This is a genomic window from Sagittula sp. NFXS13 (assembly GCF_040148795.1).
Lineage (GTDB): Bacteria > Pseudomonadota > Alphaproteobacteria > Rhodobacterales > Rhodobacteraceae > Sagittula > Sagittula marina.
In genome coordinates, this window is record NZ_JAGEMH010000013.1 from 39,987 (window position 1) to 53,995 (window position 14,009).

Annotated in this window: 13 protein-coding genes and 1 pseudogene; 6 read left to right on the forward strand and 8 right to left on the reverse strand. The window is 59.9% G+C overall.

Translation table 11 applies throughout. From position 1 onward, the window contains the following. Positions 1-44: 44 nt before the first annotated feature. Complete coding sequence (locus J4E08_RS19145) at positions 45-752, reverse strand: DUF599 domain-containing protein (protein WP_349539848.1); 708 nt, start codon at positions 750-752, stop codon at positions 45-47. A 17-nt stretch (positions 753-769) separates the two neighbouring features. Then, on the reverse strand, positions 770-1,180 hold the full coding sequence (locus tag J4E08_RS19150) for a CopD family protein (protein ID WP_349539849.1): 411 nt from the start codon (positions 1,178-1,180) through the stop codon (positions 770-772). A 207-nt stretch (positions 1,181-1,387) separates the two neighbouring features. On the opposite strand from J4E08_RS19150, the gene J4E08_RS19155 reads away from it, so the two are divergent. The 6 genes from J4E08_RS19155 (at position 1,388) to J4E08_RS19180 (ending at position 7,275) form a co-directional block, all read left to right on the forward strand. Continuing rightward, positions 1,388-2,833, forward strand: coding sequence for an FAD-linked oxidase C-terminal domain-containing protein (locus J4E08_RS19155; RefSeq protein ID WP_349539850.1), 1,446 nt, complete (start codon positions 1,388-1,390; stop codon positions 2,831-2,833). Positions 2,834-2,879: 46 nt separating this feature from the next. Next, entirely contained in the window at positions 2,880-3,989 is a 1,110-nt protein-coding gene (locus tag J4E08_RS19160; protein WP_349539851.1) for an FAD-binding protein, read from the forward strand. After that, positions 3,989-4,327 carry a hypothetical protein gene (locus tag J4E08_RS19165; protein WP_349539852.1) on the forward strand — a complete coding sequence of 113 codons (339 nt, stop codon included), beginning with the start codon at positions 3,989-3,991 and terminating at the stop codon, positions 4,325-4,327. The genes J4E08_RS19160 and J4E08_RS19165 overlap by 1 nt, the downstream gene beginning before the upstream one ends. A gap of 14 nt (positions 4,328-4,341) precedes the next feature. Next, positions 4,342-5,628, forward strand: coding sequence for a glycolate oxidase subunit GlcF (gene glcF / locus J4E08_RS19170; RefSeq protein ID WP_349539853.1), 1,287 nt, complete (start codon positions 4,342-4,344; stop codon positions 5,626-5,628). A gap of 157 nt (positions 5,629-5,785) precedes the next feature. Continuing rightward, positions 5,786-6,508 (forward strand): trypsin-like serine peptidase, encoded by a 723-nt coding sequence (locus tag J4E08_RS19175; protein ID WP_349539854.1) that lies wholly within the window; start codon positions 5,786-5,788, stop codon positions 6,506-6,508. A gap of 296 nt (positions 6,509-6,804) precedes the next feature. Further along, positions 6,805-7,275, forward strand: a complete 471-nt coding sequence (locus J4E08_RS19180; protein WP_349539855.1) for an Hsp20 family protein — start codon at positions 6,805-6,807, stop codon at positions 7,273-7,275. A gap of 116 nt (positions 7,276-7,391) precedes the next feature. On the opposite strand, the pseudogene J4E08_RS24605 reads toward J4E08_RS19180, so the two are convergent. From J4E08_RS24605 to J4E08_RS19205, 6 genes and pseudogenes are all read right to left on the reverse strand, one after another. Beyond that, positions 7,392-7,643, reverse strand: a pseudogene (locus J4E08_RS24605) (zinc-binding dehydrogenase); the annotation flags it as partial. Between the two features lie 483 nt (positions 7,644-8,126). Continuing rightward, the gene (locus J4E08_RS19185; protein WP_349539856.1) at positions 8,127-8,678 is read right to left on the reverse strand and encodes a hypothetical protein; all 552 of its coding nucleotides are present in this window, start codon (positions 8,676-8,678) and stop codon (positions 8,127-8,129) included. A gap of 126 nt (positions 8,679-8,804) precedes the next feature. Beyond that, positions 8,805-9,869: a Hint domain-containing protein gene (locus tag J4E08_RS19190; RefSeq protein WP_349539857.1), complete on the reverse strand. Its 1,065-nt coding sequence runs from the start codon at positions 9,867-9,869 to the stop codon at positions 8,805-8,807. Positions 9,870-10,041: 172 nt separating this feature from the next. Next, positions 10,042-11,106, reverse strand: a complete 1,065-nt coding sequence (locus tag J4E08_RS19195; protein ID WP_349539858.1) for a lipid A-modifier LpxR family protein — start codon at positions 11,104-11,106, stop codon at positions 10,042-10,044. 361 nt (positions 11,107-11,467) lie between these two features. Further along, on the reverse strand, positions 11,468-12,247 hold the full coding sequence (locus tag J4E08_RS19200; RefSeq protein ID WP_349539859.1) for a metallophosphoesterase: 780 nt from the start codon (positions 12,245-12,247) through the stop codon (positions 11,468-11,470). Between the two features lie 80 nt (positions 12,248-12,327). After that, a complete protein-coding gene (locus J4E08_RS19205) occupies positions 12,328-13,725 on the reverse strand; it encodes a polysaccharide biosynthesis/export family protein (RefSeq protein WP_183969051.1) in 1,398 nt (465 codons plus the stop codon). Positions 13,726-14,009 lie beyond the last annotated feature (284 nt).

A 14,009-nucleotide genomic window follows, 5' to 3' on the forward strand; every position in this document is an offset into this window, starting at 1 on the left:
CCACACAACTCAGAAGCAGGACGTATCGCATCTGACGAAGGCGATCACGACCCCGGCGTCTGTCCAGTGGTCCGATCCGTCGGCTCCAGAAGGACCGCGCGACTGACAGAGGCAAATTCGCGCCGCAAGACGACCGCCAAGGTCACGATCGTCGCCAGTGTCAAAGGCAACGCGCCGCCAAGCCACGCCGCGGAGGCGATGCCGAAATAGACCGAGCGAAGGCCACGATTGTAGCTCCGCGCGCCGGTGACGTTGATCTCGGCTGCCTTTTGAGCGCGCGGCATGGTCACCGGGTCGCTCACGTCTTCCGGCACGGCGGCCATCAACACGGAGGTGTACCCAAACAGCCGATGTGACCATACGAATTTCAGAAAAGCATTGGCCGCGAACAGCAACATCACCATCAACTTGATCTCGAACACCACCACGGGGTCGGCGCTTTCTGTCAGGTCAGCGGCCACACCACGCAGCTGATCCGCATTTCCCAGCAACGCAAAGCCCCCACCGATGGCAATCATCGACGCCGAAGCAAAGAACGCCGTCCCTTGCCGCAGGTTCGAAACGATCTGACTGTCAAAGATCCGCGGACTGCGATGCACGAATTGAACCATCCACTCCCGCCTGTAAGCGGCCATCAGCGTCGACATCGACGGGCGGCGCCTGGGTGGATGTTCAATAATCAACGACGCCCCCATCCAGCATAGCGCCAGAAACAGCACCGCGGCGGCGTCCCAAGGCGTGAACCCGGACAAGAGGGTCTGAATTTTTATCAAAACGGCTGCACCACAACCACCCAAAGGATGACAATGGTCCCTATCACACTGGCTTCGTTGAAAATGCGCAAAAACAGGTCGGATTCACGGAATTCGCCCTGTTGCGCACGGCGCACCAGCTTGCCGATCCACAGATAGTGGACGGCCAGCAGCAGCACCAGAGAGGCCTTAAGATGCAACCACGCAGGCCAGCCAAGCCATGTTCCGTACCATATTCCCGTCAGGATCGCGATGACACCCAGCCCGAAGGAGAACCGGTACAGACGGAACGTGAGATCCCCCAACGGACCATTTTCGCCAGTTTTGGCATAGTCGCGTTTCCAGTAAATGAGCGCGCGCGGCACCGCAAAGATCGACGTCATCCACCCCATCACGCAAAGAATATGTATGATTTTGACCCAAGCCATGCGGGACCCCTTCTGTTTGCTGCAGATGACCTTTGGCAAGGGGCACATGCAAGGTATCGCGCGACTTTCCGCCCTCAATTTGCAGTTTTGGTTATTTTAGTTGACCAATTATGCGGATTTTGGTTTTTGGTGACACGGCGCGGGTGCGTCGTGCTGTGCAATGCCCTACCTTTTGGCAAGGGGCGCACACCTGAGGAGGAGACACCCATGCAGATGCCGGAACCCAACGCCGCCGTGATCGCTCGAAAGGCCCGCATCGTCGAAATGCTTGAGGCCGCCTTGCCCGGTGGTATCATTCATGATGAGGCCGAGGTCCTCGCCTATGAATGTGATGCGCTCACGGCCTATCGCTGTCCGCCGCTTGCGGTGGCGTTGCCCTCATCGACCGAACAGGTTTCTGCCCTTCTGAAAATCTGTCATGACGAAGGCGTGCCCGTGGTCCCGCGTGGGGCGGGCACCTCTCTGGCGGGCGGATCGCTGCCCACCGCAGATTCTGTGATCCTGGGCGTGGCGCGCATGGCCGAGGTTCTGGAAACCGACTACGACAACCGGTTTATTCGCGTGCAGACCGGGCGCACCAATCTGTCGGTGACAGGCGCCGTGGCCGAAGATGGGTTCTTTTATGCACCCGACCCCTCGTCGCAACTGGCCTGCGCCATTGCCGGGAACATCGCCATGAACTCTGGCGGTGCGCATTGTCTGAAATATGGCGTGACCACAAACAACCTGATGGGCGTGACACTGGTGCTGATGGACGGCACAGTGGTGGAACTCGGCGGCGCGCATCTGGACGCGGGCGGGCTGGACCTGCTGGGCGTGATCTGCGGCTCCGAAGGGCAGCTGGGTGTGGTCACAGAAGCCACCCTGCGCATTCTGCACCAACCCGAAGGCGCGCGGCCCGTTCTGATTGGCTATGACAGCAACGAAGTTGCGGGGGCCTGTGTGTCGGACATCATCAAGGCGGGCGTGCTGCCCGTCGCGATCGAGTTTATGGACCGTCCTTGCATCCGCGCCACGGACGCGTTTTCCGGCGCTGGCTACCCCGATTGCGAGGCGCTGCTGATCATCGAGGTCGAAGGGTCAGACGCGGAAATCGACGAACAGTTGCAAAAGATCACCGCGATTGCGCGTCGTCACAATCCGGTTGAACTGCGCGAGGCCACCGACGCCGATGAGGCCGCGCGTATCTGGCTAGGCCGCAAATCGGCCTTTGGCGCCATGGGCAGCATCAACGATTATATGTGTCTGGACGGCACGATCCCGGTGAACGAGCTGCCCTATGTCCTGAAACGCATCAGTGAAATGTCAAAAGAGTTCGGACTGGAAGTCGCAAATGTCTTTCACGCGGGCGACGGCAACATGCACCCGCTGATCCTGTTCAATGCAAATGAGGAGGGGCAGTTGGAGCTTTGCGAAGATCTTGGCGCGGAAATCCTCAAGCTGTGTGTCGAGGTTGGTGGCTGCCTGACAGGCGAACATGGCGTCGGCGTGGAAAAGCGCGATCTGATGCATCATCAATACGCGCCGCAGGACTTGGAAGCACAAATGTTGATCAAGGACGTCTTCGATCCGAAGTGGCTGCTGAACCCGGCGAAAGTTTTTCCTCTGGATGCCTCGAACGCCCGCCGGACGGCAGTGCTGGCGGCGGAGTGAGAATTTTGAGTATTTTCAATGCAAAGAAGCAGGGGGCGCGGCGCGGATGAAACCGGGGAGCGAGGCAGAACTGGCCGAGATGGTGCGTGATGCGACAGGCGGCCTCAGGGTGCGCGGCGGCGGCACGCGGCCCGTTGGCAGCGGCGCGGGAGAGGTTCTGGACACCACCGGTTTGTCAGGCATTCATCTTTACGAGCCGGGCGCATTGACGGTGGTGGCTGGCGCCGGAACGCCGCTGTCGGAGATAGAGCGACGCCTTGACGCCGAAGGGCAACGGTTGGCTTTTGAGCCGATGGATCATCGTGGTTTGCTCGGAACCGCTGGCGAAAGCACCATTGGCGGCGTGGTCGCGGCCAACGTCTCTGGCCCGCGGCGCATTCAGGCTGGGGCTTGTCGGGATTTCTTGCTGGGCGTTCGGTTTGTCGACGGGCAAGGCACTGTGATCAAGAACGGAGGCCGTGTGATGAAAAATGTCACTGGCTACGATCTGGTAAAGCTGATGGCGGGGTCGCGCGGCACTTTGGGCGTGTTGTCCGAGGTGTCGCTGAAGGTGCTGCCCAAACCCGAGGCCGCCGCCACGATCTTGATCGACGGCCTGGATGACGCACAAGCTGTTAGCGCGATGGCGCGCGGCCTGGGATCGCCCTTCGACGTGACCGGCGCGGCGCATTTGCCCGAAGGCCCGGACGGGCATGCTGTCACGCTGCTGCGGGTTGAGGGTTTTTCAGAGTCTGTCGATTATCGCGCCGACACCATGGCGACCCTGTTTGGCGATCTGCCGGTCCGTGTGGAGCGTGACCCTGTACGTGTCGCGCAGCTATGGACCGACATTCGGGATGTGGCACCGATGAAGGGAGCAAATGGCGATGTCTGGCGTATTTCCTGCAAGCCCAGTGACGCGCCGGCATTGGTCGAAGCGCTTGCCCCGACCTCGCATATATTTGACTGGGGCGGCGGTCTGATCTGGGCCCTGATGCCTGAGGGCACCGATGCGCGCACCCGGTTGGGTATGATCGACGGCCACGCCACCCGAGTGCGAGGAGCGGGCACCACACCGGTCTTCCCGCCGGAATCAGCCCCGGTGGCGGCGCTGACCCGCGCCATCCGTCAGCGCTTTGACCCGCGCGGGATCTTGAACCCCGGATCTTTTCACTGATGACGGCCTCTGTGCTCACAGCCTTTGCCTTGTCCTTCTTCGGTGGCCCGTTGCTGTGTGCGCTCCTCCTTCGGGTGCGGTCGACGTTGATCGTCCTGTTCGCTCTGGCGACTGTCGTCGTCGGCAGTATGGCCATCGCGCTGTGGGTGGAAACAGGCGCACCTTTGCTGTCCCTCGCCTTGATGTGGGTCGGCTGGGTGTCGGCCTGCGCGATGGTTGGCCACGCCTTTCTTCGACGCCTGGCAGGTCCCCGCATCCGGCGCTGGATCACCGTCGTCACCATTCTCGCCACCACCTTGCCGTGGTTTGGTCTGGCCACGGCCCGGCTGATGGGCTGACACAGGATACCAGCATGCAGACGACCTTTACCCCCGAACAACTGACTGATCCCGGCACCGCTCGCGCCAATGATATCCTGCGCGCCTGCGTGCATTGCGGGTTTTGTACAGCCACCTGCCCGACTTATCAGGTGCTTGGCGATGAACTCGACAGCCCCCGTGGCCGCATTTATCAAATCAAGGATATGCTGGAAAACGAGCGTGTGCCCGACGCCAAAACTGTCAAGCACATTGACCGTTGCCTGTCCTGTCTGGCCTGCATGACCACCTGTCCGTCCGGCGTCCACTACATGCATCTTGTTGACCACGCACGGGAATATATCGAGGAACACTACGAACGCCCGAGGACGGAGCGCGCGCTGCGCTGGATGCTGGCGCAGGTGCTGCCCTATCCGATGCGGTTCCGCGCGGCGCTGCTCGGAGCCAAGATCGCCCGCCCCTTCCGCCACCTTTTGCCTGATCCCCGCCTGCGCGCCATGCTCGACATGGCACCGAAACACATCCCGCCTGTGTCGCGCAACGATGACCCGCAAAGCTTTACGCCTGAGACACCGAAGATGCGTGTCGTCCTGATGACAGGGTGCGCGCAAAAGGCCCTGAACACCGACATCAACGACGCGACCATCCGCTTGCTCACCCGCTTGGGGGTGGAGGTCGTCATTCCCGAAGGCGCGGGTTGTTGCGGCGCGCTGACCCATCACATGGGGAAGACCGACAGCTCTCACCGCTTTGCCGGCGCCAATATCCGCGCTTGGGTGCGCGAGATGGATGGCAAGGGACTGGATGCCATCGTCATCAACACATCGGGCTGCGGCACCACGGTAAAGGACTACGGCCACATGCTGCGCAACGATCCATTGGCCGAGGACGCGGCGCGGGTGGCGGGGCTGGCCTGCGATATTTCGGAACTGCTCACCCGGCTGGACATCCCCGAAGGCGCGCCCAAGGATCTGCGCGTTGCTTATCACGCGGCATGCTCCCTGCAGCACGGTCAAAAAGTGACCACCGCGCCCAAGGCCCTGCTGCGTCGCGCCGGATTTGAGGTCGTCGAACCTGCGGACAGCCATCTGTGTTGCGGCTCGGCGGGCACCTACAACCTGATGCAGCCCGAGATTTCTGGCCAGCTCAAGGCACGCAAGGTCAAAACGCTGGAGGCCAAGCAGCCTGACGTCATCTCAGCCGGCAACATCGGCTGCATGATGCAGATCGGCAGCGCCACCGGCATCCCGGTGGTGCATACGGTGGAACTGCTCGACTGGGCCACGGGAGGGCCGAAACCTGCGGCGCTCCGCCAGGACTAAGAGCCTCACGGAGGCGTGAGACGGCCTCGCACCCGCCGCCCCATTTTCGCCTTATTGTCTGAATAAATCCGGTAGAAAAGGGGGCGACGTGCGGGCAGTCATTTCTACAATATTGATTTTCCTCGCGAATTTCGCGTCTGCACAAAGCCTGTTTACGATGGAAAGCACTGAAGGCGCCCGTCAGTGGGAGGCCGTCGGACGTCTGGAGATCGCCGGAGAAGCGTTTTGCACCGGCGCGCTTATCACCGAGCGGCTCGTTCTGACTGCCGCGCATTGCCTTTACGATGCGCGCACTGGCCTGCGGGCCGACATCAGCGACATCCAATTTCTCGCCGGCTGGCGCAATGGACGCGCCGCCGCGTATCGCCGCACGCGTCGCGCCGTGGCGCACCCTGATTACGACTACGCAGAGACCTCCAGCACTGCGCGGGTACGCAACGACGTGGCCTTGCTCGAACTGCAACATCCGATCCGGAACACCACCATAACGCCTTTTGACACCGGCCCGCTGCCAATGCCCGGGGCAGAGGTCGGCGTCGTCAGCTACGCGCACAACAGGTCAGAGGCCCCCACAATGCAGGATCTTTGCACTGTGATTGCGCATCAACAGGGGCTGCTGGTGCTGTCCTGCGATGTAGACTTTGGCGCGTCTGGCTCTCCGGTGTTCAGCTTCGGCGCGGATGGCGTCCCGCGCATCGTCTCCGTCGTCTCGGCCAAGGCGGCCGCGGATGGGCGAAAGGTTTCTCTGGCAGTCGATATGCTCGAACCGCTGACAGAACTGAAGGCCGCGCTCAACACCGCACAAGATCCCGGCGCAGGGCTGGAAACCATGCCCGCAGGCAGCCGCCGCGACACCGGTGCCAAGTTTATAAAGCCCTGAGATACCCAATCGCTTCGTATGAGCAGCGCATACGTGGCGCAGGATGGGAATCACCCGGTCATATGTACAACGGACCTTACAGAGATATCGGCACGTGTCGGATGGGTGTCTGCAGGCGGGTGGAATACTGCCCGTATTGCATGCGCCCCTGACCGCGCAAATAGGGTCTTGAAACCCGAAAAACCGCTCCCAAATTAATCTCACCGGAATGCCTGAACAGGGTTCCGGCGCAGACCCCGGGCCTGTCCATCGCGGAAGGCCCAACAACCTTAGGTATCGCTCAATTGGAGGATTCCATGAGACAATATGATTTTGCCCCCCTGTACCGTGCCACCGTTGGTTTTGATCAACTGGCCGAGATGATGGATCGCGTGCTGACCAGTGACGCACCTCAGCAAGGCTATCCCCCCTACAATATTGAAAAAACCGCAGATGATGCCTACCGCATCTCTATCGCTGTGGCAGGGTTCGCCGATCAAGACCTGTCCGTAGAGGTTAAGGAAGGCGCGCTTGTTGTTTCCGCTCGCAAGGCCGACGACACCGAATCCCGCGCCTACCTGCATCGCGGCATTGCCACCCGCGCGTTCGAGCGCCGCTTTCATCTGGCGGACCATGTGCGCGTGATCGGCGCAAGCCACGAGAATGGCATGCTGCATATCGACCTCGCGCGCGAGATCCCTGAGGCGCTGAAACCGCGTCGGATCGAAATCGCAAAGCCGCAGGCGGCTATCGCAAAGGACGTGGTCGAGTCTGACAAGGTCAACTGAACAGTTTTACATAATGCACCATGGCCCCGGAGATTTCTTCGGGGCCTTCTTGGTTTTCGATCATGCGGTCCTGGGCAGCTCTTGCGCGGTTTCTGTCGAAGCGCCACGGCCCCCGCCTTGTGCGGTCCCTCCACATGGCGATGCGCGTCAACCACCTCGTCCAGTGGATACACTGTGTTGATCACCGGGCGCAGTGTGCCCTCGGCCCACATTTCGGTCAGCACCGCCAGCTTCTCCGCGCTGTCACCAGAAACAGTCAGAACCAGTCGCGGCCCGCCAAACAGCTTTGGCCAAATCAGGTGCGACAGATCTTTTCCCTTTAAATTCAGTTGGATAAGCACGCCGTCCGGTTTCAGGCTGGCCCGGATATGCCGCCAGTCTTGCTCCTATGCAATCCAGCAGAACGTCATGCCCGCGCTCTGCCTCAATGCGGCCCCGCTGGTACTCCAGCACCCGATCCGCGCCCAGTGCCGTCAGAAATGGCCCACGGTCGGGCACTGTTTCCGCTGTCACCCGTGCGCCGAAAGCCCGCGCGATCTGCACCGCTTAAGCACCAATTGCGGCGGAGGCTCCGAGGATCAGTACACATTGTCCCGTCTGCACCTGCGCCACGTCGCGCAAGAACACCAGCGCGGACAGACCACAAAACGGCAGTTCGTCCGTCTCATGGGAGAGGCCGTCTCAGCCATCTCCCTGGCCGCATCCGGCCAAGCAACCGCGTTCTGCCAGAGATCAAATTCGACTATCCGCGCTGACTGATCGCGCACCGCGAGCTACGCACGTCGCCTCGCGTGCGCCTCGTTTGGGAGCTATTGAACGAAATCCTGCAGACGCTTTTGCGTGGCGAGCCGCTACGGGCCACGGTTTCGCCCCCGGAACACCCCGGACAATGCAGGCCGCGCAAGCAAAGCCTCCCGTGACAACGGCCGTCCGCATTCCACCAACCACAGAGTCGCTGACAGCCGATCCGCCATGCGAAACGCCTGCATAAACCCAGCCAAGGCAAGCCCACTGGAAAGCCAGGCGCCCAGCGGCATGGAATGCGCAAAACACGCGGCACAGCCGGAAAGCAGCACGACAGACCAGACCTGAGCCTCTGCCCGCATCTTCGTCGCCATCTGGACCGGGCAAGTCACGGCGTCCCCGCGCGGCCGACCCAGGAGCGCCATCTCAATGATTTGCTGGCGACGCTGCGCGTTGATGTAGCTTTGCGGAAGATCATCCCGCACCAGCAGATCATTGGCGATGTTGTCATCAAGCCAGCAAATTCGCAGCAAGATCATGAATCCCAACGCGCCTGACACCGCAGGCGCGAGGTGCAAGACACCCAAGGCCCCTGCGGCAATCGCAAGACCACCGCACAGCACACATAAGACGAAAGATAGATCCTGATCCTCTGGCATATGCGGACACTCTTTTTGCTCGCCACGTAGTTTGACAGCAAAAATATAAAACCGTGTTACCCGGCGACAGGATCAAAGCGCCGACGGGCAAAGCCGCTTTGACACAGGTCTCTGACCGCAGATGGATCAGGCCGCTTCGTGCAGCAGGATGGCCGCCTCGGAACTGGACAGGTTGCGACGCGCATATGCGCCATAGGTATGCGGATTGTCCGCCACCTGGGGCAGCCGCAGCAAAAGACGGGCACGGTCGCCTTCGGAGATCGTCGACAACGCCGTGTTGGCCGGATGAAAGCTCTCAGTCTCTACACCATTGGCGAACAGCACTTCGTGACGGGCGAGCATGAGATGGATATAAGTCACCTCCTTCACATGCGTGTCGAGGCGCACTGACGCCCCGTTCACCAAATCACGCGCCGCCACCAGCACCTCTGGTGTATTGAAAAGCGCGCGGGCGACGACGCCCTTGACCACCATGCGGTGCTCTGGCGACACGAGAATCTCCTCGTCCGGCTCACCGATACCAAAAGCACCCGGACGAATGCGGATCGGACGCAGCCGCGGCATGGCAAACAGCCTTGCACCCGTCATCCGTCGCGAACCAATCCACTGGATCGGTTGCGCGCCGCTGTCCTTGGTCTGGACCATGTCGCCTTCGCGCAGATCTTCGATGAATTTCGCGCCAAAAGGTGTCAAAATGCGTGTCCCCGGCGTGAAACAGATGACTCCGCTGGCCTGCTCGCCAGAGGCATGTGTTCCAAGAGGGTCAAGGGTATGATGCACGATCCACAAATCGCGACCGGAAGGCGGGATCTCATCAAGGAACATCAAAAGTGGTCGCCCGCCGCGTTCCACATCAATCAATGTCACCGTGTAGCTGGTCGACCCATCCGTTACGACGAAATTGGAATCCGACAAAGGATGGTGAACCTCGATGTCGTCGTGACGGTCCTTGGTTGTGACTGCAGCGCCCACCAAGCGACGCACCATGCGGGCCGCTCGCTTGCGCAGATCTGCTTCGCCATCGGCCTGATCAAGCCGCAAAATCGAGCTTGGGCCATCGACCCGAACCGGTTCTCCTTGCCAGGACCATGCGGCCCCAACAGTCAATGCGGACGGGGATGCGGCCTGAACACCGTCTATTTCCGTCTGTGACCAAGAGATGACGAACGTGCCTCGATAGCCCGTTCCCATGTCTGTATTATCCTGCCTGTTACTGCCGTTACTTATTATTTCGTTACTTGTTATCCAGTTCGCTTTTGGCTGAAAATCTCCTCAACACTGTACAAAACGGGGGGGGTACTGACTTACGGCTGAAACGTGTGGCCATCCTGCGTAGCCATATGTTCTTTGCACGTGCCTTCGGTCAGAACTTGAAGTCCAGCCGCACCGAGCCGACCGTCTGGCCGGTGTCTTGCGCCTCGAATTCCTTGGAAAGATAGGTCAGCCCGTAGAAGGCTGCGCTGCGTTCGCCCTGCCAGTGCACACCGGCCCGCATCCGATTGCGCGAGCCGCTCAGCTCATAGCCCCGATCCTCCGGGAGATATGCTGAGCTGTCCACATAGGCCATGTCACCGCCCACAACATAGGAGAAGCCCGTCAGCGGGGCAGATATGGACCGGTAACGCTGACCTGTGACCGCGTCGCGGATGAGCAATTCGCCCCGCCCCACTGTCCCGATGGTCAGATCCGCACCGACCCGCACCATGGTTTCGACACCGGCGCGCGCCTCGGCGAAGGGCCGAAGCACAGCCTGACCGCCGACGGTGATGGAATTCGCAGCCTCCAGAACCAATGTCGGGTGAACGTCGTTTTCAATCTGGTCCGACAGCACGGAGATCGACGCCGGATCTTGACCCAGCACATCATGAATCGCGGTCTGAAGGGAACCCAAGCCGGTTTGTGGCCCTGTAATCACCAGGTCGCCGCCCATGCTCAACTCGACCGGGCCGCGCATGAAGTGCGTGTGCACGCCAAAGGTCACTGCGCCACCCCATGGGCGGTCGCCTTGTTCGGGGTTGCGCATATCCTGAGGCGCCATCACCTGCGCCGCCAAGCGATATTCGATGATGTCGAAGGGTTTCTCGGGCAGGACACCTGTCCAGCCGCTCCGCCCGACCACACGCGATGTCGAGACGGAGCCTGTCTGCCATCGATCCTTACCATCACCTAGCAGGTCGTTGCTGGTCAGCCGACCATGGCCCAAAATCTCAAGCCCAAGAAACCCTCGTTTTTCATAGCTAACATTATCATACGAAGATTGTGCATAGCCGTCGGCGGTGTCCTCGGGACCCGCGTAATCCGCGCCGTAGGCCGCCGTCGCACTGGCATACCCCGCATCGGCATATGTCGTGGTCTCAATCTCTTGGGCCTGCGCATTGGGGGCGAGCGCAGTCGCGACGCAAAACGCCACGGCATAACGACGGATCATAACAGTCCTCGGCCTTCGTGCCCCCCCGGGCAATCGATCCGTAGCACGGAAAACCGCGTCTCACAAAGTGTCTCAATGGCATTTTCGCAACGATGTTGCGGCTTTGCCCCGCTTCTCTGCTCGTTCTCGCCCCCTCCAGTCACCGACGGGTCGGAAGCGGTGGGATCGCCGCGCTTTGCGATCTGGCGATTAGCGTTTCTGTCCAGCTATATCTGTGCATTTTTCCAATGGTAGTAAAAGCTCAATATCCCGTACGGTCACCTGCGTCCACGACCCTGACATTGCAACCGCATAGCGTCGTCGAAAAGTCGTGCCTGCGCATCAACTGTATTTTCTCTCAACTACAGCGAATACGAACCAATCACGTCGCCTCGATAAACGACACGTCGCCTGTCCGCACATAAGCGCAAGTCAAGCGCCCGGTGGCGTATGCTCCAGTGTCCGTAGAGATACGACCGTTTTCAGCTTTGGGTTCGCGGACAATGGTGTGTCCGTGCACAATCCACGTTCCGTCGGGGCGCGGAATTTTCGTGAAATCGCTCGTTCCCCACAGCAACAGTTCATCAGATTGGAGGTTCATCGGCACCAAGGGATCAGCGCCAGCGTGCACAACTGCGACATTGCCGGATTGCCATTTCACCGGCAAAGCGCGCACCCAGTCCACCATGTCTTGTCCCATCGCCTCTACCAGTCGATCACGCAGCGCAATCAGGCTGGTGCCCGAACTGCGAGAGACCCTGTAGCTCGACAAGGTTTGCAAGCCACCGTTTCGCAACCAGCGGTCACCGCTTCTTTCGGGATCATCTATGAAATCGAGCATCATGGCTTCGTGATTTCCCTTCAATGAAAGGACAAGATCACCAAACTCACCATTCAAGCGGCGCAGCATGTTCAAGACGGCCGCGGAGTCATCTCCTCGATCGACCAAATCCCCGACGCAAATTACCTGAGGGACGTCTTCCAGTTTTTCGATTTTAACAAGCAGATCGCCAAGCTGCCTGATGCACCCATGCACATCACCTATGGCGAAAAACGGGGCATCGGGCTCGATCTGGGCCGTAAAGGGAATCGAAGCCTCGGCTTTTCGCGAGGGGGCGGTTGGGTGCCCTTTGCGGCCCAGGATCTTGTTCAATAACTTCATGTGTTTTTATATGAGGCGTCTGGCATGGCTCGCAAGGTTCAGAACTGCGCGAATACCAAAGAATCCGCGCAGTCTGTCAATCAACCCGCCGCGGCGCTTCGCGCAGCACTCAGGACCGATGGCAGGAACTGCTGCAACGTCCGGTTCCATTTTGTGATCGGCTGCTCTTCGACGAAGATGACATCGCTCGGACGCATCTCGAACTTTGTCGCCAAAACAAGCTTCGCCGCGTTTTCAGCATTCAAGTGATAGGCCGTGATGCCTTCGCCCTTCGATGTTGTCTCCGCCCGCAAGACGTAAATCTGCGATGGGTCACCCGTGGTGGTGTCAAAGCCTCCCTCGGCATAAAGCACGTCCGCGAGCGTGGCACGACGACCATAGGGCAGCGCAAATCGGCTTTGATCGTTCACTTCGCCGGTAAGATAGACGAATTCCTGCGTTTCCTCGCCCAGCGCGCGGCGCCGTTCGAAGTTGCTACGCTGTTCCTCCAAGGCGGAGCGGCGCAAGCCGACCTCGGCCTGAAGGATTTCCATTGACGAGATGCGCGTGCTGGTGCGCAGCGAAATCACGTCAATCTTGGCTTGGTAGAAGGCCAGAGCACGATCCAGGTCGTAAGTTGTGTCAACAAACACCGCATCGCCCGCCTTGAGGATCTTGTCCTTCAGGCCGGGGTTCTCGACATAGGTGTCGAGCGGGATCTGGTACAATGTGCCATCTCGGTACACTCGGATCGAAGCGAACTGTCGATCGCGAACGTCAAAGCCACCGGCAGCGATCAATGCCTCGCCAAGGGTCAAATCGCTTGGGGTGATCGGCACGATAACCGAATTTTTCACGGCACCGCCCACGGCGACCCTCTGCGAGTTGAACTCGCTGATTTCCAAGCTGAAAGTCGGATCAATACCGGCGTCGACCAACGCGTTGAACAGACGGTTCTCGGCGACGTCCTGCGTCAGACCAGCCACCTGGATCGGTCCGATTGCCGGAATTGCAATCGTGCCGTCGCCACGGACGCTGTAGCCTTGGCGGCTGTTTTCAGCAGCCAGAAGCCCGGTAAGTTGTTCGACTGAACTGGCGTTCGACTTGGTTGCCAGCAAAAGCTGATCACCAACACCGATGCGATAAGGTTCCGGGGTCACGTCCGGGAGAGGACGGTACTGCATCGCCTGCTGGCTTTCATCCGGCAAATAAGGCGTTTCCGGCAAGGCGCCCACACCACGACCAGCACCTGTGCCAGCTGCCGAAAAGAAAACCGAAGGCAGGCTTTGCGAAGCGTAGGGTGACGCATTGGCCACGGAAACCGTCTGCGGCGACATGCTGACCACGACGACCGGCTGCCCGTCGGCCTGATTGCGCACGCTGGGAGATTTATAAGTGACGCCGCACGAGGCCAGCGACAAGGCAAAAACACCCGCGAGCAGGCTGCGACCCAGAAAGGAGCCACCTCGCGTACTTCCGATCAAAGACGTGCCACCCATTCGTCCATCCATTCCAAGTTAAATAAGTTGCCTGCTTCTCACAGGTGTATTTCAATCGCCACCGCATTAAACCACCGTTGCACGATGTGATACCGGCAAAACGTGCGGTCCGCGACTTATTTGGGCTTTTGAACCAGCCGCAACGCCGATGACCGGGTCATATCTGCAACAAGACCGTGCTTTTCTTCCGCACTCAGGCACGACGTCAAGCAGATGCGCTTCGGGTTTTGAATGCGTCAATGTATACCGCCGCATACTGTAGACCTTTGCACAGCATTACCCTA

Coding starts and splice junctions, on each gene's coding strand:
- J4E08_RS19150 (WP_349539849.1), bottom strand. CDS start 1,180: ATGGCTTGGGTCAAAATCATACATATTCTTTGCGTGATGGGGTGGATG.
- J4E08_RS19155 (WP_349539850.1), top strand. CDS start 1,388: ATGCAGATGCCGGAACCCAACGCCGCCGTGATCGCTCGAAAGGCCCGC.
- J4E08_RS19160 (WP_349539851.1), top strand. CDS start 2,880: ATGAAACCGGGGAGCGAGGCAGAACTGGCCGAGATGGTGCGTGATGCG.
- J4E08_RS19165 (WP_349539852.1), top strand. CDS start 3,989: ATGACGGCCTCTGTGCTCACAGCCTTTGCCTTGTCCTTCTTCGGTGGC.
- glcF (WP_349539853.1), top strand. CDS start 4,342: ATGCAGACGACCTTTACCCCCGAACAACTGACTGATCCCGGCACCGCT.
- J4E08_RS19175 (WP_349539854.1), top strand. CDS start 5,786: ATGGAAAGCACTGAAGGCGCCCGTCAGTGGGAGGCCGTCGGACGTCTG.
- J4E08_RS19180 (WP_349539855.1), top strand. CDS start 6,805: ATGAGACAATATGATTTTGCCCCCCTGTACCGTGCCACCGTTGGTTTT.
- J4E08_RS19185 (WP_349539856.1), bottom strand. CDS start 8,678: ATGCCAGAGGATCAGGATCTATCTTTCGTCTTATGTGTGCTGTGCGGT.
- J4E08_RS19190 (WP_349539857.1), bottom strand. CDS start 9,869: ATGGGAACGGGCTATCGAGGCACGTTCGTCATCTCTTGGTCACAGACG.
- J4E08_RS19195 (WP_349539858.1), bottom strand. CDS start 11,106: ATGATCCGTCGTTATGCCGTGGCGTTTTGCGTCGCGACTGCGCTCGCC.
- J4E08_RS19200 (WP_349539859.1), bottom strand. CDS start 12,247: ATGAAGTTATTGAACAAGATCCTGGGCCGCAAAGGGCACCCAACCGCC.
- J4E08_RS19205 (WP_183969051.1), bottom strand. CDS start 13,725: ATGGGTGGCACGTCTTTGATCGGAAGTACGCGAGGTGGCTCCTTTCTG.